This window comes from Variovorax sp. LARHSF232, assembly GCF_052871435.1.
On the sequence record NZ_JBIXJS010000002.1, the window covers coordinates 1 to 17,504 of the forward strand.

General features: G+C 66.6%; 21 protein-coding genes. 4 read left to right on the forward strand and 17 right to left on the reverse strand.

All coding sequences use genetic code 11. The features are described from left to right. The 9 genes from ACIPRI_RS05400 to ACIPRI_RS05440 all read right to left on the reverse strand — a co-directional run. On the reverse strand, positions 1 to 116 hold a 116-nt coding region (locus ACIPRI_RS05400; protein ID WP_446621052.1), incomplete at its 3' end, for a GTP-binding protein. Positions 117 to 282: 166 nt separating this feature from the next. Continuing rightward, positions 283 to 2,382 carry an elongation factor G gene (gene fusA / locus ACIPRI_RS05405; protein ID WP_446620393.1) on the reverse strand — a complete coding sequence of 700 codons (2,100 nt, stop codon included), beginning with the start codon at positions 2,380 to 2,382 and terminating at the stop codon, positions 283 to 285. A gap of 90 nt (positions 2,383 to 2,472) precedes the next feature. Further along, positions 2,473 to 2,946, reverse strand: a complete 474-nt coding sequence (gene rpsG / locus ACIPRI_RS05410) for a 30S ribosomal protein S7 (protein WP_446620394.1) — start codon at positions 2,944 to 2,946, stop codon at positions 2,473 to 2,475. A gap of 144 nt (positions 2,947 to 3,090) precedes the next feature. After that, positions 3,091 to 3,468 (reverse strand): 30S ribosomal protein S12, encoded by a 378-nt coding sequence (rpsL, locus tag ACIPRI_RS05415; protein WP_286565072.1) that lies wholly within the window; start codon positions 3,466 to 3,468, stop codon positions 3,091 to 3,093. A gap of 314 nt (positions 3,469 to 3,782) precedes the next feature. Then, complete coding sequence (locus ACIPRI_RS05420) at positions 3,783 to 4,961, reverse strand: D-alanyl-D-alanine carboxypeptidase family protein (RefSeq protein ID WP_446620395.1); 1,179 nt, start codon at positions 4,959 to 4,961, stop codon at positions 3,783 to 3,785. Between the two features lie 23 nt (positions 4,962 to 4,984). After that, positions 4,985 to 5,641 (reverse strand): alpha/beta hydrolase, encoded by a 657-nt coding sequence (locus ACIPRI_RS05425; RefSeq protein ID WP_446620396.1) that lies wholly within the window; start codon positions 5,639 to 5,641, stop codon positions 4,985 to 4,987. Positions 5,642 to 5,658: 17 nt separating this feature from the next. Next, on the reverse strand, positions 5,659 to 6,000 hold the full coding sequence (locus tag ACIPRI_RS05430; RefSeq protein ID WP_446620397.1) for a (2Fe-2S) ferredoxin domain-containing protein: 342 nt from the start codon (positions 5,998 to 6,000) through the stop codon (positions 5,659 to 5,661). Positions 6,001 to 6,010: 10 nt separating this feature from the next. Beyond that, the gene (locus tag ACIPRI_RS05435; protein WP_446620398.1) at positions 6,011 to 7,129 is read right to left on the reverse strand and encodes a VanZ family protein; all 1,119 of its coding nucleotides are present in this window, start codon (positions 7,127 to 7,129) and stop codon (positions 6,011 to 6,013) included. Then, entirely contained in the window at positions 7,129 to 7,557 is a 429-nt protein-coding gene (locus ACIPRI_RS05440; RefSeq protein ID WP_446620399.1) for a CopD family protein, read from the reverse strand. Before ACIPRI_RS05440 ends, ACIPRI_RS05435 begins: the two co-directional genes overlap by 1 nt. Before the next feature lie 330 nt (positions 7,558 to 7,887). On the opposite strand from ACIPRI_RS05440, the gene hemB reads away from it, so the two are divergent. Then, positions 7,888 to 8,913 carry a porphobilinogen synthase gene (gene hemB / locus ACIPRI_RS05445; RefSeq protein WP_446620400.1) on the forward strand — a complete coding sequence of 342 codons (1,026 nt, stop codon included), beginning with the start codon at positions 7,888 to 7,890 and terminating at the stop codon, positions 8,911 to 8,913. After that, positions 8,914 to 10,074 (forward strand): magnesium transporter CorA family protein, encoded by a 1,161-nt coding sequence (locus ACIPRI_RS05450; RefSeq protein ID WP_446620401.1) that lies wholly within the window; start codon positions 8,914 to 8,916, stop codon positions 10,072 to 10,074. Positions 10,075 to 10,168: 94 nt separating this feature from the next. On the opposite strand, the gene ACIPRI_RS05455 is transcribed toward ACIPRI_RS05450, so the two are convergent. Both ACIPRI_RS05455 and ACIPRI_RS05460 read right to left on the reverse strand, forming a co-directional pair. Then, the gene (locus ACIPRI_RS05455; protein WP_446620402.1) at positions 10,169 to 10,534 is read right to left on the reverse strand and encodes a DUF4148 domain-containing protein; all 366 of its coding nucleotides are present in this window, start codon (positions 10,532 to 10,534) and stop codon (positions 10,169 to 10,171) included. 63 nt (positions 10,535 to 10,597) lie between these two features. Beyond that, positions 10,598 to 10,999, reverse strand: coding sequence for an alpha/beta hydrolase (locus ACIPRI_RS05460; protein WP_446620403.1), 402 nt, complete (start codon positions 10,997 to 10,999; stop codon positions 10,598 to 10,600). Between the two features lie 264 nt (positions 11,000 to 11,263). On the opposite strand from ACIPRI_RS05460, the gene ACIPRI_RS05465 reads away from it, so the two are divergent. After that, on the forward strand, positions 11,264 to 12,175 hold the full coding sequence (locus ACIPRI_RS05465; RefSeq protein WP_446620404.1) for a LysR family transcriptional regulator: 912 nt from the start codon (positions 11,264 to 11,266) through the stop codon (positions 12,173 to 12,175). 6 nt (positions 12,176 to 12,181) lie between these two features. Here the strand turns inward: ACIPRI_RS05465 and ACIPRI_RS05470 are convergent, their stop codons facing one another. Then, on the reverse strand, positions 12,182 to 13,090 hold the full coding sequence (locus ACIPRI_RS05470) for an amidohydrolase family protein (RefSeq protein ID WP_446620405.1): 909 nt from the start codon (positions 13,088 to 13,090) through the stop codon (positions 12,182 to 12,184). After that, on the reverse strand, positions 13,087 to 13,770 hold the full coding sequence (locus ACIPRI_RS05475; RefSeq protein WP_446620406.1) for a dienelactone hydrolase family protein: 684 nt from the start codon (positions 13,768 to 13,770) through the stop codon (positions 13,087 to 13,089). The genes ACIPRI_RS05470 and ACIPRI_RS05475 overlap by 4 nt, the downstream gene beginning before the upstream one ends. Positions 13,771 to 13,862: 92 nt before the next feature. Between ACIPRI_RS05475 and ACIPRI_RS05480 the strand changes: the two genes are divergently transcribed. Further along, complete coding sequence (locus tag ACIPRI_RS05480; RefSeq protein WP_446620407.1) at positions 13,863 to 14,609, forward strand: SDR family oxidoreductase; 747 nt, start codon at positions 13,863 to 13,865, stop codon at positions 14,607 to 14,609. 78 nt (positions 14,610 to 14,687) lie between these two features. Here ACIPRI_RS05480 and ACIPRI_RS05485 read toward each other — a convergent pair whose 3' ends face one another. The 4 genes from ACIPRI_RS05485 to ACIPRI_RS05500 are packed head-to-tail and all read right to left on the reverse strand — an operon-like array spanning position 14,688 to position 17,499. Beyond that, on the reverse strand, positions 14,688 to 15,320 hold the full coding sequence (locus ACIPRI_RS05485; protein WP_446620408.1) for an HAD family hydrolase: 633 nt from the start codon (positions 15,318 to 15,320) through the stop codon (positions 14,688 to 14,690). After that, on the reverse strand, positions 15,317 to 15,805 hold the full coding sequence (locus ACIPRI_RS05490) for a metallophosphoesterase family protein (RefSeq protein ID WP_446621053.1): 489 nt from the start codon (positions 15,803 to 15,805) through the stop codon (positions 15,317 to 15,319). The genes ACIPRI_RS05485 and ACIPRI_RS05490 overlap by 4 nt, the downstream gene beginning before the upstream one ends. Positions 15,806 to 15,810: 5 nt before the next feature. After that, the gene (locus tag ACIPRI_RS05495) at positions 15,811 to 16,497 is read right to left on the reverse strand and encodes an ABC-type transport auxiliary lipoprotein family protein (protein ID WP_446620409.1); all 687 of its coding nucleotides are present in this window, start codon (positions 16,495 to 16,497) and stop codon (positions 15,811 to 15,813) included. Between the two features lie 9 nt (positions 16,498 to 16,506). Next, positions 16,507 to 17,499, reverse strand: a complete 993-nt coding sequence (locus tag ACIPRI_RS05500; RefSeq protein ID WP_446620410.1) for an MlaD family protein — start codon at positions 17,497 to 17,499, stop codon at positions 16,507 to 16,509. Positions 17,500 to 17,504: the final 5 nt, after the last annotated feature.

The window sequence follows — 17,504 nt, forward strand, 5'->3', positions numbered from 1 at the left end:
TTGGCCGACAGCACCGTGGCGATGGCCGCCGTCAGCGTGGTCTTGCCATGGTCGACGTGACCGATCGTGCCGACGTTCACGTGCGGCTTCTTGCGTTCAAACTTACCTTTTGCCATTTTCAATCCTTGAAAGAGCAGGCCCGTGTGTTGGTTTTATGTCTGCATCTTGTTGCTGAATCCTTCGCCACGGGCAACGAAGGGCACGAGATCGCAGACAGATTCACTGATCAGTTGGGGACAGAGCAAATTTGCTGCGCAAATCTTGATCTGTCCCGCAAAGACCTTACTTCGTCCGCGCAGCGACGATGGCTTCAGCCACGTTACGCGGAGCTTCCGCGTATTGCTTGAATTCCATCGTGTAGGTGGCGCGGCCTTGCGACATCGAGCGCAGCGTGGTCGAGTAGCCGAACATTTCCGACAGCGGAACCTCAGCCTTGATGGCCTTGCCGCCACCGACCATGTCGTCCATGCCCTGCACCATGCCGCGGCGGGACGACAGGTCGCCCATCACGTTGCCGGCGTAGTCTTCAGGCGTCTCGACTTCCACGGCCATCATCGGCTCGAGGATCACGGGACTGGCCTTGCGGGCGCCTTCCTTGAAGCCGAAGATGGCAGCCATCTTGAAGGCCATTTCGTTCGAGTCCACGTCGTGGTACGAACCGAAGTGCAGCGTGACCTTGACGTCCACGACGGGGTAGCCCGCCAGCACGCCTTGGGTCAACGCTTCCACGACGCCCTTTTCCACCGCCGGGATGTACTCGCGCGGCACCACGCCGCCCTTGATGGCGTCGACGAACTCGAAGCCCTTGCCGGCTTCCTGCGGCTCGATCTTGAGCACGACGTGGCCGTACTGGCCCTTGCCGCCCGACTGGCGCACGAACTTGCCTTCGGCTTCTTCGACGGTCTTGCGGATGGTCTCGCGGTAGGCCACTTGCGGCTTGCCCACGTTGGCTTCCACGCCGAACTCGCGCTTCATGCGGTCCACGATGATTTCGAGGTGCAGTTCGCCCATGCCCGAAATGATGGTCTGGCCCGATTCCTCGTCGGTCTTGACGCGGAACGACGGGTCTTCCTGCGCGAGGCGCTGCAGGGCGATGCCCATCTTTTCCTGGTCGACCTTGGTCTTGGGCTCGACGGCCTGCGAGATCACCGACTCGGGGAACACCATGCGCTCCAGCGTGACGATGGCCGACGGATCGCACAGGGTTTCGCCCGTGGTCACTTCCTTCAGGCCCACGCACGCGGCGATGTCGCCGGCGCGGATTTCGCTGACCTCTTCGCGGTTGTTGGCGTGCATCTGCACGATACGGCCGATGCGCTCCTTCTTGCCGCGCACCGGGTTGTAGACGCTGTCGCCCTTGGACAGCACGCCCGAATAGACGCGCACGAAAGTCAGCTGACCCACGAACGGGTCGGTCATCAGCTTGAACGCCAGGGCCGAGAACTTCTCTTCGTCGTCGGCCTTGCGCACCACCGGTGCCTCGTCTTCGTCGGTGCCGGAGACCGGGGGAATGTCGGTCGGCGCGGGCATGTAATCGATGACGGCGTCGAGCATGGCCTGCACGCCCTTGTTCTTGAAGGCCGAGCCGCACAGCATCGGCTGGATTTCACCGGCAATGGTGCGCTGGCGGATGGCGGCCTTGATCTCTTCCTCGGAGAGCTTCTCGCCTTCGAGGTACTTGTTCATCAGCTCTTCGCTGGCTTCGGCAGCCGCCTCGACCAGCTTCTCGTGGTATTCGTTGCAAACGTCGACCAGGTCGGCCGGAATCTCGCCGTAGGTGAAGGTCACGCCCTTGTCCTCGTCCCAGATGATGGCCTTCATCTTCACGAGGTCGACGATGCCCTGGAACTTGTCTTCGGCGCCGATCGGGATCTGGATCACGACCGGGTTGGCCTTCAGGCGGTCGACCATCATCTGGCGAACGCGCAGGAAGTTGGCGCCGGTGCGGTCCATCTTGTTGACGAACGCGAGGCGCGGCACCTTGTACTTGTTGGCCTGGCGCCAGACGGTTTCCGACTGGGGCTGCACGCCGCCGACGGCGTCATACACCATCACAGCACCGTCCAGCACGCGCATCGAGCGCTCGACTTCAATGGTGAAGTCCACGTGGCCGGGGGTGTCGATGATGTTGATGCGGTGTTCCTGGTAATTCTGGGCCATGCCCTTCCAGAAGCAGGTGGTGGCAGCCGAGGTGATCGTGATGCCGCGCTCTTGTTCCTGCTCCATCCAGTCCATCGTGGCGGCACCGTCGTGCACTTCGCCGATCTTGTGGTTCACACCGGTGTAGAACAGGATGCGCTCGGTCGTGGTGGTCTTGCCGGCGTCGATGTGCGCAGAGATACCGATGTTGCGGTAGCGCTCGATGGGGGTCTTGCGGGACATGAAAATTACTCCATTAACGGATGAAAGCCCGCCCACCACACGGTGGGTCGGGCTTCCAGCCAGTACTCAGATTGAGAGGGCGGGCTCTGCTTAGAAGCGGAAGTGGCTGAAGGCCTTGTTGGCTTCGGCCATGCGATGCACTTCATCGCGCTTCTTCATGGCGCCGCCACGGCCTTCGGTGGCTTCCATCAGTTCGTTGGCCAGACGCAGGGCCATCGACTTCTCGCCGCGCTTGCGGGCGGCTTCCTTGATCCAGCGCATCGACAGGGCCAGGCGACGAACCGGGCGCACTTCGACGGGCACCTGGTAGTTCGCGCCACCGACGCGGCGGGATTTGACTTCCACCATCGGCTTGACGTTGTTGATGGCCATGGTGAAGGCTTCCACGGGATCCTTGCCCGGATTCTTCGACTCGATGAACTCGAGTGCACCGTAGATGATGCGTTCGGCCACAGCCTTCTTGCCGCCTTCCATGATCACGTTCATGAATTTGGACAGCTCGATATTGCCGAACTTCGGGTCCGGCAGGATTTCACGTTTGGGAACTTCGCGACGACGTGGCATTTTTCTAACCTCTTTGCTTCAGTTGGCACCGTTTCCGGCACCGCGAGAGCCAAAGCAAGACTCTCACTTACTCGACCCAACAGCGGGTCACTACGCTCGATGCGCCAGCCAGGCGACCGAACACCGTTTCGACAAAAAAAGCCTTTAGGCCTTCTTCGGGCGCTTGGCGCCGTACTTGGAACGCGATTGCTTGCGATCCTTCACGCCTTGCAGGTCCAGCGAACCGCGGACGATGTGGTAGCGCACACCGGGCAAGTCCTTGACACGACCGCCGCGCACCAGCACGACGCTGTGCTCTTGCAGGTTGTGGCCTTCGCCGCCGATGTAGGAAATGACTTCGAAACCGTTGGTCAGGCGCACCTTGGCAACCTTGCGCAGAGCGGAGTTCGGCTTCTTGGGGGTCGTGGTGTAGACCCGGGTGCAGACACCGCGACGTTGCGGAGAGTTCTGCATGGCAGGGCTCTTCGACTTCGACTTCTCGACTTCGCGGCCCTGACGCACCAATTGATTGATGGTTGGCATGTAAAAAATAGTCCCAAAAAATCAGCTGTTGATCCGCCCTTCGTGACCCCGGGGAACCCTAGTTTCCCGGGAAGGTCGGCAGATGACGAAAACGTGAAACCCTTCGGATTTTTCCGAAAAGCCCACGATTATAGCAACGCAATCACTACCGGGCAATGAAAACCCTTGGTGCGCGGCACCGCACCGCGCTACGGCTCCGAATCCCCTTCCAGCCCCACGCCGCGGAACCGGCTTTGCCGGGCCGCAGGTGAGGTCCCCTCCTTGGGAGGTGGCGAATTACACGCAGCGAAGCGAAGTGAAAAGCCGGGAGGCTTCTACTTGATCCAGAGGCGGACGGCGTCCCAGGCGCGGCCCAATACGCCAGCCTGCTCGACCGGCTCCAGCGCGACCAGGGGCAGTTCGGTCACCGGCTGGTCGCCCAGCATGACCTTGAGCGTGCCCACGCTCTGGTTCCTGGTGAAAGGCGCCACCAGCGGATCCGGGCGCGCCACCTGGGTCGTGACCTTGGCGGCAGTGCCGCTGGGCACCGCCACCACGATGGCTTCGGGGCGACCCAGCTTGAGGGTGTCGCTCTTGCCCTTCCAGATGCGGGGCGTCGCCACCGGCTGGCCGGCATCGAACAGGCGCACCGCGTCATAGGCGGTATAGCCCCAGTTCAGGAGCTTCTGCGATTCGTTGGCGCGCACCGTCTCGCCGCTGGTGCCCAGCACGATCGACAGCAGGCGGCGCCCGCCCGCCAGATTCGGGAAATCGCGCTTGGCGGTGGCCACCAGGCAGTAGCCGGCGGCATCGGTGTGGCCGGTCTTCAGGCCATCGACCGTCGGATCGCGAAACAAGAGGGTGTTGCGGTTGGTGTCGTTGGTCGACGGCGTGCCGGGATAGCGGTACTTCTTGATGGCGTAGTAGCGCACGTCTTCCGGGAAGTCGCGCATCAGGCGGGTGGCCAGGATGCTCAGGTCGCGCGCCGTGGTGGTGTGGCCGGGCGCCGGCAGGCCTTCCGGGTTCTTGTAGGCTGTGTTCTTCATGCCCAGGGCCTTGGCCTGGTCATTCATCATCTCGACGAAGTGCTCGACCGTGCCGCCCACGCCTTCGGCCAGCGCCACCGTGGCGTCGTTGCCCGACTGCACGATCAGCCCCTTGATCAGGTCTTCCACCGGCACCTGCATCTTCGGGTCGATGAACATGCGCGAACCGGGCATCTTCCAGGCGCGCGTGCTCACCGGCAGGGTTTGCGCCAGGGTGATCTTCTTGGCCTTGAGCGCGTCGAACACCAGGTAGGCCGTCATCAGCTTGGTCAGCGAGGCGGGCTCGACCGCCATGTCGATGTCCTTCTGCGCCAGGATCTGGTTGGCGGTGACATCCACCAGGAGATAGCTGCGGGCCACGATTTCGGGCGGCACCGGCACCTGCGCATGGGCAGCCGACATGGCCAGGTAGAAGGGGGCCGCCGCGGCCAGCACGAGCGCGCGAAGCGCTTTCGAGAAACGAATCATGGAAAACAAACGGGGGAGATCTTTCAGGAACCGGAAGGAAAACGACGCTCGTCCGCGCGCAGATGGCGGCTGACGAGGTTTTTCAGGAGCGGCAATTGTCCGTGAAAGAAATGGCCGCCTCCGGGGACGACTGTCACAGGAAGTATCTGCGGCCGCGCCCAGTCCATGACAGCCGACAGCGGCACGGTGTCGTCCGCTTCGCCGTGGACCACCAAGGTGCGCTCGTGCGCCTCGGGCGGCAGTGCCGGCACGCTGAAGCGCGCCGCGGCCGTGCCCACCAACACCACCTGCTGCACCTCGCGCACGGCCCACAGGCGCGCCAGGGCGCAACTGGCCACAAAGGCGCCGAAGGAGAAGCCGGCGATGGCCAGCGGGCCCTGCGGCGCCACCTGCTCGATCAGCGCCGCCATGTCCTCGCATTCGCCGTTCCCTTCGTCATGCGTGCCGGCGCTGCCGCCGACGCCACGGAAGTTGAAGCGCACGGCGGTCCAGCCGTTGGCCACGAAGGCGCGCGCCAGGGTCTGCACCACCTTGTTGTCCATGGTGCCGCCGAACAGCGGATGCGGATGCGCGATGACGGCAATGCCCTGTGGCGCCGTGCCTTCGGCCGGGGCGTCGCGCAGCGCCTCGATGGGGCCGGCGGCGCCTTGCAGGATCAGTTTCTCGGTGCGGGAGTTCATGTGGCGGCGGCCAGGCCTCAACGGCCGACGTCGGCCGGCAGCAGCAGGCGCTCGACCACCTGGCCCTTCTTGAGGTGCGAATCGACGATTTCGTCGATGTCCGCCTCGTCCAAATAGCTGTACCAGACCGCTTCCGGGTAGACCACCGCCACCGGCCCGCCGGCGCAGCGGTCCAGGCAGCCCGCCTTGTTGACCCGCACCTGGCCCGGCCCCGCCAAGCCTTCTTTCTTCACCCGCGCCTTGCAGTGGTCGAAGCCTTCCTGCGCCTTGTACTGGGCACAGGACTGCTCGCCGTTCTTGCGCTCGTTCAGGCAAAAGAAGATGTGGCGTGCGTAGTAGCCGGAACTGGGTTGGGTCATGCAACTGATTTTAGGAGTGCCGCATGTCGCGCGAGAGCACCAGCAGGAGGTAGCCTAGCGTGGCGAAGGGCCAGAGCCAGCCCAGCCATTGCACCAGACCATGGAAGCGGATGAAGCGCCCCTGCTCCCAGGTCGCGAGGGTCTGCGCAAAGTAGGCGCTTTCGGGTGCGCCATTGATCAGCCCCAGCTGCACGATGATGGCCATCAGGGCCAGGGCCGCGCAAAGGCGCCGCCGCGCCGGCAGCAGCGCGGCGCCGAGGATGGCCGCCGCCGCCACGCCCAGTTGTACTGGCAGGTCCAGCCAGGCCCAGGCGTGCTCCGGCCCCCAGCTCAAGGTGGCCGACAGCGCGCTGGCACCGATGCCCAGGCCCAGCATCAGCGGCAGCAACAGGGCGCGTCGCCGCATGGAGCGCGCCACCACATAGGCCAGCAGGCAGGGCACCAGCGCGCCCAACATCACGCACAGCAGTTCCGCCCCCGGCACCAGCGGCTCCAGCTCGAACTGGCGCACCGGCAGCCAGTCGATGAAGGGGGTGTCGGACAGCCAATAGGCGATGGTGTCTTCCACCCGCTCGAAGACCTGGCCCAGGCCGAAGCTGACGGCGGCCGGAAAGAGCAGCGCCACCGGCCACAAGGCCAGCAGCACCAGGCCGCCGCGCGCTTCATTGATGAACCAGGTGCTGCGGGTGCGCTCCCAGTGAGCCACGCCGCCCAGGCGCTCGAGCACCGCCGCCAGCACGGCGCCGCCCAGGGCGCCGGCGGTGTTGAGGGCCCAGTCCACGTTCGACGGGATACGGGCCGGCAGGTAGCTCTGCAAGGTTTCCATCAGGAAGGACAGCGCCGCCGCCGCCGCCGTGGCGCGGGCCACCGCCATTGCCACCGCCCCATCGGGACGCTGCCGCAGCACCGCGACGGCGCCCAGAAAGCCCAGGGGCACATAGCCGGCCGCATTGATGCCGAAATCGAAGCCGGTCCAGTAGCGCGGCCACGGCGCGGCAAGGAAGGCCCAGGGCGCGATGCCCTGGTCGCGCCAGTCGCCAAAGGGGTACAGGCTTGCGTAGGCGATCAGCGCGGCATAGGCCAGCGCCAGGGGCAGCGCGGTGGACTTGTGGCCGGAGCTTGCCGCCATCAGAAGGGCTTAACCACCACGAGCACCACGATCGCCAGCAGCAGCAGCACCGGCACCTCGTTGAACCAGCGATACCAGCGGTGGCTGCGCCGGTTGGTGTTGGCCTCGAAGCGGCGCAGCAGCACCCCGCAGCCGTGGTGGTAGCCGATCGCCAGCAGCACCAGCGCCAATTTGGCATGCATCCACCCGTTGCCGGCGCCCCGGCCGATTCCGTAGCCCAGCCACAGCCAAAGGCCAAAGCCCAGGGCCGGTACCGCCAGCAGTGTGGAAAAGCGAAGGAGCTTGCGCGCCATCAGCAGCAAGCGGGCGCGCTCGGCCTCGGATCCGGGTGGCACCATGGCCAGGTTCACCAGGATGCGCGGCAGATAAAACAGCCCCGCGAACCAGCTGGCGATGAAGACGATGTGAAGCGATTTGACCCAGAGCATCGGGCCAAGTTTAGTGGTGCGCCCCTGGCGCGCCGGGGGCCACTGCGCTTCTTCCGGGCAAAAAAAAGCCCGGCGAATCAACGCCGGGCGGGAAGCCCTTTTGCTGTCACACATCAAGGCACCCGCTCAGGGAGGAAAAGCGGGGGACGGCAAGCCGTCCAAAAAGCAATTTAACAAAGCATCAAGGATCTTTCAAGCAAGGTTTCTTGCGGCCCTCCTGGGCCCAGGTCGGATTGAGAGTGCTTTGGCATTCATGACCAAGGGTTAATTCGGACGAACGATCGTGCTGTAAATACAACAGGGTCGCACGATCGGGCACAATTTTCGGAAATGAACCGTCCCGCCCCCGCCTTTGCCCCCTTCCCCGCCGGCCGGCCACGCCGCCTGCGGCGCGACACCTTCACCCGCGATCTGGTGCGCCAGCACGCCCTCAGCCCGCACGACCTGATCTATCCGGTGTTCGTCCAGGAAGGCAGCCAGCGGCGCGACGCCGTGCCCTCGATGCCCGGCGTGGACCGGCTCAGCCTCGACCTGCTGCTGCCCGTGGCGGAAGAATGCGTGAAGCTCGGCATTCCGGTGATGGCGCTGTTCCCGGTGATCGACCCCCAGCTGAAGACGCCGGACGGCGCCGAGGCCTTCAACCCCGACGGCCTGGTGCCGCGCGTGGTGGCGGCCCTGAAATCGCGCTTTCCGGAACTGGGCGTGATGACCGACGTGGCGCTCGACCCCTATACCAGCCACGGCCAGGACGGCCTGCTGGACGACACCGGCTACATCCTGAACGACCCGACCGTGGAAGTGCTGACCCGGCAGGCGCTTGCCCAGGCGCGGGCCGGCGTCGACATCGTGGCGCCCAGCGACATGATGGACGGCCGCATCGGCGCGATCCGGCAGGCGCTGGAGGCCAACGGCCTGGTGCACACCCGCATCATGGCCTACAGCGCCAAGTACGCCAGCGCCTTCTACGGGCCCTTCCGCGACGCCGTCGGCTCGGCCGCCAACCTGGGCAAGAGCAACAAGAAGGTCTATCAGATGGACCCGGGCAACAGCGATGAGGCGCTGCGCGAAGTGGCCATGGACATTGCCGAGGGCGCCGACATGGTGATGGTCAAGCCCGGCATGCCGTACCTGGACATCCTGTGCCGCGTGAAGGAGCAGTTCCGCATGCCCACCTTCGCCTACCAGGTGAGCGGCGAGTACGCCATGCTGAAGGCGGCGGCGCAAAACGGCTGGCTCGACCACGACGCGGTGATGCTGGAGAGCCTGCTTGCCTTCAAGCGCGCCGGCGCCGACGGCATCCTGACGTACTTCTCGCTGGACGCGGCGCGCCTTTTGCAACAAGCACAAGCGCGGTAAATGCGCATCTTCCAGATCAGCAGCACCCAGGTCAGCGAGCACCAGGCGCTGGCGCCGCTCGCGCTGCCCGGCGCCTGCCAGAACGCCTTCCTGTGGGTCTCGCTCACGCGTGACGAGTTGCAAGGCAGCCTGCCCGAGTTGCAGGCAACCCTGCAGTCGCTGTGCGACGCCCAACTGGTCGACCTGCACGTGAGCGACCTGCTCAACGATCAACTGCCCTCGCACTACGATTACACCTCCGAGTACGACCTGCTGGTGTTCCGGCGGCTGTCGGCCGCGCCGCCGGCAGCGGCCGGAGCGGCTGCGCCGGCCGCCCAGCCGGTCAACAGCGCTCCTGCGGCGCCCGCGCCCGCGCGCGGCGGCCCGCCGGCCCTGCGCCGCATCGACACCCGGCCGGTAGGCTTTGCCGTGTTCGACCGGGTGCTGCTCTCGGTGCATCCGGAGGACGCCGCGCTGCGCGACGCCTTCGCCAACAAGCTGAAGGCCGCCGCCGCGGGCTCGGCTGCGCCCGCCCTGGACGAGCGCGCCGTTTCCGCCCGCCTGCCGACCAGCCCGGCCGACCTGATGCTGCGGGTGATCAACCACATTGTCGACGGCTACCTGGACCTGCGGCGCGACCTGTCCAGGCAGCTGGACCATTGGCAAAGCGAGCTGACCGACGCCAAGAGCCGCTTCCACAACTGGGGCGCCCTGATGAAGGCGCGCCAGTCGCTGCGCCACCTGGCAGAAATTTGCGAAGACCAGCGTGACGCCGTCCAGGACTGGATCGACGAGCTGGAAACACTGCCGCCCCTGTCGCAGGCCGAGGCGGCGCGCGAGCGCGAACTGGTGCTGGTGCGCAGCCGCGACGTGCTGGAGCACATCGAACGCGTGCTGCACCACGTGCGCCGGCTCGAACAGGACGCCGAGACCGCGGTGCAAATGCACTTCTCCATCCAGAGCCACCGCACCAACGACATCATGCGGGTGCTCACCGTGCTCACCGCGGTGTTCCTGCCGCTGAACCTCATTGCCGGCATCTTCGGCATGAACTTCGACTACATCCCCCTCTTGCACCAGGCCACCGGATTCTGGATCGCGCTGGCCTCGATGCTGTTCATCGCGCTGACGCTGGTGCTGGTGTTCTGGCGCAAGCGCTACCTGGCGCGCACCGCCAGGTAGCGCCGCGCCCGCCCGCCCGCCAATGAAAAAGCCGGCCGGCGCTTGCGCGCCGACCGGCCTGGCTCTCGAAACCTTCTGAAATCCAGCGACTGGATTACAGCTTGCTGGCCTTGGCCTTGGCGGCCCCGGCTTGTGCGTCCGTGGTGCTGGGCATGGTCGAGATGACCTTGCTGTTGAACTTCGAGCCGGCGACCACGTTCTGGTCGGGGCGTGCGGCATAGCCGACGGCTTCGGCTTCCACACCGGCGCGGTCACGCGACACAGCGACCGTCTCGGGACCGCGCGAGCCGCGCGTCACGTTCTGGTCTTTGGCATGCGACGCGGCGACGGCCTGGGCCTCGACGTCGGAGCGGTTCAGGGCCGACACCGGCGCTTGCACGCCTTCGTAGGTTTCAGCCTGGGCGCCCGTAGCGGCGAGAAGGGCCAGCGCGGCGGCAGCAAAAAGATTCGAAGTCTTCATGACGAGGTCCTTGGAGGTCGTGTGTTTTGACCGTTGGAGAGAAAAGCCTGGATGGGCTGGGATTTACAGCGCGGCCTGCTGGCTTTGCTGTTGACGGCGAACGGCCAGGGAGCCGTTCGTGTATTGCGACGGGATCGTGCTGTTCACGTAGGACTTGCGGTCCAGGTTCTGCAGCGGATCGTGGGCGGCGGCGACGGCCTGGGCGCGGGTGGCATTGCGGTCCACCGTGCTGCTGCCGTTCACCTGGGTCACGCCGGCATAGGCGCTGTCGCTGTAGGGATTGCCGACCTTCGCGGTGGCAACGGCTTCAGCTTGCACTTCGGCGCGGCTGCGCAGGCTGTTCACGCTGGTCACGCCGGCACCGGCTTCGTCGCCGTAGGGGTTGTAGCTGTCGGCGTGGGCGGCACCGGTGGCTGCCAGCAGGGCAACGGCGGCGGCGGAGAGGATCTTGCGGGCGGTGTTCATGATTCAGTTCCTTTGAGGTTCAACAAAATTTCGAACGGGGTCTGGTGGGTTGGTCGTCCTTCGCATCGCGACGACCTCCGCGCTCGGGCCTTGTTCACCCAGGCTTGCTGAATTGCTTGCCTGTGCAGCGAAGTTTGGAGGAAATTGCTAAGTAAAAACCCTCGAGAATCGAATCACCGTGTTCACGGATTCGAAACAATGCCCGGCTAACCCCTTGTCCGGCCTGCGATTCGCCCGTTTGCCGAAACAATCACTCACAGAACCATGGACAGCCTCGACCTCATCAAGACCTTCCACGAAGTGGCGCACCAGGGCAATTTCTCGCGCGCGGCGATCAAGCTGAACATGTCGAAGGCCACGGTGAGCAAGTACATCGCGGAGCTGGAGGAGCGCTTCGGCGCCCGCCTGCTCAACCGCTCCACGCGTTCGGTGAGCCTGACGGACGCCGGCGCCCTGCTGCTGGACCGCAGCACGCCGATGCTGGAGATGATCGAGAGCACCCAGTCCGAACTGCAGGAGCGCGCCAGCCAGCCGGCTGGCCGGCTGAAGATCTCGGCGCCGCACGGCATGGGCCAGGGCGACCTGCCGAACCTGCTGGCGCAGTTCATGCGCCACTACCCCGACGTCAGCATCAGCCTGCAACTGAGCAGCCGCTCGCTGGACATGGTGGACGAGGGCATCGACGTCGCCCTGCGCCTGGGCCCGATCGAAAACGAGAACCTGATCGTGCGCCGGCTGGTTCAAGTCAACCTGGTGGTGTGCGCGGCCCCAATCTACTGGCGCAAGCACGGCATTCCGAAGCGGCCGGCCGACCTGGCCCAGCACGTGGGGCTGACCGGCTCGTCCGGTGGACTCAATCCGCGATGGCGCTTCGAGGAAAACGGCGGGCCGGTCGACGTGCCGATCAAGAGCCGGATGGACGCCACCGAGGGTGGCCCGCTGATCCAGGTGGCGCTGCAGGGCTTCGGCGTGGTGTACCTTCCGGCCCTGATGGTGCAGCCGCACATCGACCACGGCGAACTGCAGCCGGTGCTGCAGGACTACGTGCGCAAGGACATGTGGCTGTACGCCGCCTACCTGCAGCGGCGCCACAACAGCGCGGCACTGCGTGCGCTGCTCGACTTCCTGGAATCACGGGTGGGCAAGCGCATCAACGGGCGGCCGCGCAAGATCTGAGGCAGCCTACTGCGGCGCCTTCAGGCCGAACAGCGTGGCCGCGTTGCCCCAGGCGATGCGCTGCGCCAGCTCGGGCGGCAGGTCGCCCAGCCAGACGCGGTAGCCGCGCATGATCTCGTCGTAGTTGTCCCAGCGCTGGTTGATCCAGGTGTCGGAGCCGACCACGAAGCGCGCGGGGAAGCGCTCCATCAGCGCGCGCCATTCGGGGCACAGCCGTCCGCCGTCGCAAGTCAGGCCGGGCCGATACGACAGCTCGCCCACCAGCAGCGGATAACGCTCCAGCAGGGCTCGCACCCGTTCCACCGGGGCGCCGCCGATGCCGGTGTGGGCCCAGATCAGGCGCAGCTTCTGGCCGCCCGAAGGCGAGGCGGCCATCAAGAGGTCGATGGCCTCGTCGTCCACGTGCGCCAGCAGCGCCAGGCCGTTGCGCTCGGCCAGCGCGACCAGCTTGCGCGCCACCGGTCCCTTGGCATTGGCGCTCTCGTACAGGTGGAATTCGCCGATGCCGCGGAAAGGGCCGCTGGCGCTGCCGCGCGCCAGCTCGGCCTGCACCATTTCGTAGATGCTCTCGTCGCGGAACCAGTTGGTGTAGTCGGCGCGGTTGCGGTAGACCCGCACGAAGGGCACCACCGTGATGGCGGCGCCGGAGGCTTCGCGCGAGGACGCCAGAGTGTGGGTACCGGCATTGGGCCGCGAGTTGGCGACGATGGCGCGCACGCCATTGCGCTGCATGCGCGCCACCGCCTCGGCCGGCGGGTAGGGGCCCGCGCCGCCGCTCCAGGCTTCCTCGTTGTAGTGCAGGTGTGCATCGAACAGCGGGCCGGTGTAGTCGGCTGCCAGGACGAACCCGCCCTGGGCCATGCACCACCCGGCCAGCAGCGCCGCCAGCGCCCTGCCGCGCATGACGGCCTTCATCCCAGGTGCTGCTGGAAGAAGGTCAGAGTGCGCTCGCGGGCCAGCTTGGCCGCCTCGGCGTTGTAGGCGCCGCGTTGGTCGCAGTTGAAGCCGTGGTCGGCGGGATAGACATGCACCGTCACCTCGGGGTGCGCCTTGGCGAAGGCCTGCACCGAATCCAATGGAATCCAATGGTCCTTCTCGCCGAAATGCACCATCACCGGCACCTTGGGCTGGCGCGCCGCTTCATCCGGCGTGGTCATGCCGCCGCCGTAGTAGGGCACGGCCGCCGTCAGGCCACTCAGGCCGCAGGCTGCGCGCCAGGTCAGCAGGCCGCCCCAGCAGTAGCCGACGATGCCCACCTTGCCGGCCTTGGCGGCGTAGTCGATGGCGGCCTGCAAGTCCTGCATGACGCCCGGCGCCGGCAGGGCTTCCACCGCCGTCTTCAGTGCGAAGCCGGCCTTCATGTCCTCGTCGGAATAGCCGATATCCACGCCCGGCTTGATCCGGTGGAAAGTGGCCGGCGCCACCGCCAGGTAGCCATCGGCCGCATAGCCGTCGGCCACCGAACGGATGTGCGAGTTCACGCCGAAGATTTCCTGCACCACCACCACGGCACCCTTGGGCGTGCCGGCCGGCTCGGCGACGTAGGCGGGAAAGACGAAGCCGTCCTTGGCCTTGAGATCGATGAATTGGCCCATGTTCATACTCCTGGTTGCTGCTGCGAAGCTAAGGTAAAACCTGACAGCGGTTTTAACCGACCCACCATATTCCGTGCAGGAGAAGGATGAACATGGACCCGATCGTCTTGATCACCGGCGGCGGCCGCGGCATTGGCGCAGCCACCGCGCTGCTCGCCGCGCGGCGCGGCTTTGCCGTGGCGCTGAGCTACGTCAGCAATGCCCAGGCGGCGCAGGAGGTGGTGCGCCGCATCGAAGCCGAGGGCGGGCGCGCCCTGGCCGTGCAGGCCGACGTCGGCAACGAAGCGCAGGTGCTGGCCATGTTCCGCGAGGTCGACGACAAGCTCGGGCGCCTGTCGGCCCTGGTCAACAACGCCGGCGTGGTCGACGTGCAGGCGCGGCTGGACGAGATGAGCGTGGCGCGGCTGGAACGCATGATGCGCGTCAACGTGGTCGGCAGCTTCGTTTGCGCGCGCGAGGCGGTGCGCCGCATGAGCACGCGCCATGGCGGCGCCGGCGGCGTCATCGTCAACCTGTCGAGCGCCGCGGCGCGCCTGGGCTCGCCCGACCAGTACATCGACTACGCGGCCAGCAAGGGCGCCATCGACACGCTCACCATCGGCCTGGCCAAGGAGGTGGCGGAAGAAGGCATCCGGGTCAACGGCGTGCGCCCGGGCCTGATCGACACCGAGATCCACGCCTCCGGCGGCATGCCCCAGCGCGCCTTCGAGCTGGCGCACACGGTGCCGATGAAGCGGGTCGGCAGTGCACAGGAGATCGCCAACGCCATCGTCTGGCTGCTCTCGCCCGAAGCCAGCTACGTGACCGGCGCCAGCATCGACGTCAGCGGCGGCCGCTGAGCCCCCAGGGCCGGGCCAGCCCGGCCCGCCCCCCGAGGGGGATCAAACAAAGTGGCGGAAGCCACATTTGCTTGAAAGTCAGGGCAGGCAGCTCAGCTGCCTGAGCGCGCCGCGCACATCGGCCGGCGAATGCACCTGCACCGCCTGCAGGCCACAGGCGCGCGCGCCCGCCACGTTCTCCGCCAGGTCGTCGAAGAACAGCAGGGCCTGCGGTGGCAGGCCGATCTCGCGGCACACCCGTTCGAAGGCGGCGCGTTCGGGCTTGCGCAGCCCGATGTCGGAAGAGGCAAAGACGCGGTCGAAGGCCGGCTCGATGCGCGGATAGGCCGCACGCCAGGCCGCATGGTGGCTCTTGTTGGTGTTGCTGAAGGCGTAGCAGGGCAGGTAGCGGCGAGCCGCCTCGACCGCATCCAGCGTCTCGCCGATTTCCTCGCGGAAGATCGCGTTCCAGCCGGCCTCGATGGCCTCGTCGCTGGCGTTCAGCGCGAGCTTGCGGCGCAAGGTGTCGAAGTACTGGGCGCTGCTCAGCTCGCCGCGCTCGTGGCGCTGGTAGTCCTCGTCATGCGAGAAGGCCAGGCCCAAGGCGTCGGCCGGCAAGGAAGACAACGGCGCCCAGTGCGCCAGTGCATGCGCGAAGTCGAACGCGAAGACCACGCCGCCCAGGTCGAACAGCAGGGCCTTGACGACCGAGGGATCGAAGCGGCCGTTCACGGCCGCGCGGCGCCGGCCTGCGCAGGAATGTCGAACCGCTCGATACGCGCGCTGACCTGCTCGCCGTTCACGATCAATTCGCCAGCCGAGATCGGCAGGCTGAAGCGGCGCGGCCCGGCGCTGCCGGGGTTGACGAAGAGCACGCCATCGCGCTCCTCGACCAGCGGCTTGTGCGAATGGCCCGAAACCACCACCCGCACGCCGGCCGCGGCGGGATCGATGTCCAGCAGCGCCAGGTCGTGCAGCGCATAGAGGAACAGCTCGCCGACCTGCAGGAAGTCGGTTTCCGGCACCTGCATGGCCCAGGCCTCGCGGTCGTTGTTGCCGCGCACCGCCGTCACCGGCGCAATCCGGCCGAGTTGCTCGAGGATGTCGGGCGAGCCGATGTCCCCGCCGTGCACGATGAAGTCGCTGCCTTGCAGGAAGGCCAGCGCCTCGCGCCGCAGCAGGCCATGCGTGTCGGAAATGAGGCCGATGCGGGTCATTGCATTCACTGCGGGGGCTGTTGCTGCTGAAGCTGATCGGCCCATTGAACCACCTGCAGCACCACGGCGTCGCTGGCGGCCGCCAAGGCCTTGACGCCGCCGGGCGCATCGGCACTGGGCGCCGGCAGTTCGGCGCTGAAGGTGCGCTGGCCCAGCACCCGGTCGCCGGCGGCGGTGGTGTTCATCAGGGTGGCGCGCACCCGCACCAGGCCGTAGCTGCTGCCCGGCGACTCGAAGTAGTGGCTGAACTCTTCCAGCGTCAGGCGCAGCCGGTTGGGGACCTTGCCCTCGATGCGGGCGATGTTGGTGCCCTCGTCCGCGCCCAGCACGGTACGGCGCTGGGCCAGGCCGTCGCGCAGCCGCTGCGCCAGCAACTGGGTCGGCGGCATGCTCCAGCGCGCCGTCGAGTAGGGGCGCAGTTCGTTGCCGTCGGAATAGCCCAGGCGGTACAGGATCTGCGTGCCGTCCAGCCGGGCCTGCGCCTCGATGTCGGACAGCAGCATGGGCGGCAGGCGCGTGGCGACGGCCGGCGAATTGCTCGATGCCGCCGCAGCGGGCGTGCGCGGCAGCGGGCCGGCGCCAAAGTCGTAGAGGGTGGCGCGAGCCGGCTTGTCGGGCAGCGCGCCACAGCCGGCCAGGGCACAGGCCACGGCCAGGGCGCCGAGCAGGATCGTCGTCTTCGTCAGGGTCATGGCGGGCTTTCAGCGGCGCGCGGCCGTGGCGGGTACGTCTGGTGTGGCAAAGCCGGGCTCGCCCGGGCCGGGCAGACTGCTGCCGCTTCCGAACAGCAGCGATTGCGGGTTCTCGTTGATGTTGTCGGCCGCGCGGCCGAGGCGGCGCACCGCGTGCGCGGTGTCGTCGGCCACCCGGTTCACGCGCGGCAAGGTGGTGGTGTTGAAGGAATCCATGGCCTGGGTCAGCCCTTCGGTGCCGGCGGCCAGCCGGTCCAGCGCACCGCCTTCGGCATTGAGCCGGGTCACGCTGGCGTTCAGATTGTTGGCCACGCGCGAGACATCGCTGGCGGCCTGCTTCACCGTGCCGAGCGTGCCGCGGGCGTTGTCGGCCAGCGGCGGAATCGCCTGCAATGCGGGCGTGAGGCCGTCCTTGATGGTCAGGTCCAGCCGCTTGGTGAGCTGATTGGCGCTCTCCGCTGCGTGCGCGATGTTCTCCAGCGCGTCGGCCACCCGCTTCTGATTGGCTGGGCTGACCATGGCGTTGACCTTGTCGGTCGCCTCCTCGACTTTTTCAAGAATGGCCTCGCCGCGCTCCTGCAGCTTGGCCAGGGTGGAGGGCTTGAGCGGAATGCGCGGTGGATCGTCGTTGTCGGGCTTGAGCGGCTCCTGCGACGCGCCGTCGTCGTTGAGCGCGATCGAGGCCAGGCCGGTCACGCCCTGGTAGCTCAGCGCGGCATAGCTGGACTTGGTGAGCGGCACCCGCTGGTCCACCGAGATGCGCACCCGCACATTGCCCCGGATCTTGGGGTCGAAGTCGATCGAGGCCACCTTGCCCACCGCGATGCCACGGTAGCGCACCGTGGCCTGCGGCTGCAGGCCGCTGACCGCATCGCTGGTCGACAGCTCGTAGATGTTGCGCACGGCGGTGTCGCGCGTGAACCAGAGCACCAGCGCGACGATCAGGCCGATCAGCCCGATGACGAAGGCGCCGGCGACAAAGGCATGGGCTTTGTTTTCCATGGCGT

Coding starts and splice junctions, on each gene's coding strand:
- fusA (WP_446620393.1), bottom strand. CDS start 2,382: ATGTCCCGCAAGACCCCCATCGAGCGCTACCGCAACATCGGTATCTCT.
- rpsG (WP_446620394.1), bottom strand. CDS start 2,946: ATGCCACGTCGTCGCGAAGTTCCCAAACGTGAAATCCTGCCGGACCCG.
- rpsL (WP_286565072.1), bottom strand. CDS start 3,468: ATGCCAACCATCAATCAATTGGTGCGTCAGGGCCGCGAAGTCGAGAAG.
- ACIPRI_RS05420 (WP_446620395.1), bottom strand. CDS start 4,961: ATGATTCGTTTCTCGAAAGCGCTTCGCGCGCTCGTGCTGGCCGCGGCG.
- ACIPRI_RS05425 (WP_446620396.1), bottom strand. CDS start 5,641: ATGAACTCCCGCACCGAGAAACTGATCCTGCAAGGCGCCGCCGGCCCC.
- ACIPRI_RS05430 (WP_446620397.1), bottom strand. CDS start 6,000: ATGACCCAACCCAGTTCCGGCTACTACGCACGCCACATCTTCTTTTGC.
- ACIPRI_RS05435 (WP_446620398.1), bottom strand. CDS start 7,129: ATGGCGGCAAGCTCCGGCCACAAGTCCACCGCGCTGCCCCTGGCGCTG.
- ACIPRI_RS05440 (WP_446620399.1), bottom strand. CDS start 7,557: ATGCTCTGGGTCAAATCGCTTCACATCGTCTTCATCGCCAGCTGGTTC.
- hemB (WP_446620400.1), top strand. CDS start 7,888: ATGAACCGTCCCGCCCCCGCCTTTGCCCCCTTCCCCGCCGGCCGGCCA.
- ACIPRI_RS05450 (WP_446620401.1), top strand. CDS start 8,914: ATGCGCATCTTCCAGATCAGCAGCACCCAGGTCAGCGAGCACCAGGCG.
- ACIPRI_RS05455 (WP_446620402.1), bottom strand. CDS start 10,534: ATGAAGACTTCGAATCTTTTTGCTGCCGCCGCGCTGGCCCTTCTCGCC.
- ACIPRI_RS05460 (WP_446620403.1), bottom strand. CDS start 10,999: ATGAACACCGCCCGCAAGATCCTCTCCGCCGCCGCCGTTGCCCTGCTG.
- ACIPRI_RS05465 (WP_446620404.1), top strand. CDS start 11,264: ATGGACAGCCTCGACCTCATCAAGACCTTCCACGAAGTGGCGCACCAG.
- ACIPRI_RS05470 (WP_446620405.1), bottom strand. CDS start 13,090: ATGAAGGCCGTCATGCGCGGCAGGGCGCTGGCGGCGCTGCTGGCCGGG.
- ACIPRI_RS05475 (WP_446620406.1), bottom strand. CDS start 13,770: ATGGGCCAATTCATCGATCTCAAGGCCAAGGACGGCTTCGTCTTTCCC.
- ACIPRI_RS05480 (WP_446620407.1), top strand. CDS start 13,863: ATGGACCCGATCGTCTTGATCACCGGCGGCGGCCGCGGCATTGGCGCA.
- ACIPRI_RS05490 (WP_446621053.1), bottom strand. CDS start 15,805: ATGACCCGCATCGGCCTCATTTCCGACACGCATGGCCTGCTGCGGCGC.
- ACIPRI_RS05495 (WP_446620409.1), bottom strand. CDS start 16,497: ATGACCCTGACGAAGACGACGATCCTGCTCGGCGCCCTGGCCGTGGCC.
- ACIPRI_RS05500 (WP_446620410.1), bottom strand. CDS start 17,499: ATGGAAAACAAAGCCCATGCCTTTGTCGCCGGCGCCTTCGTCATCGGG.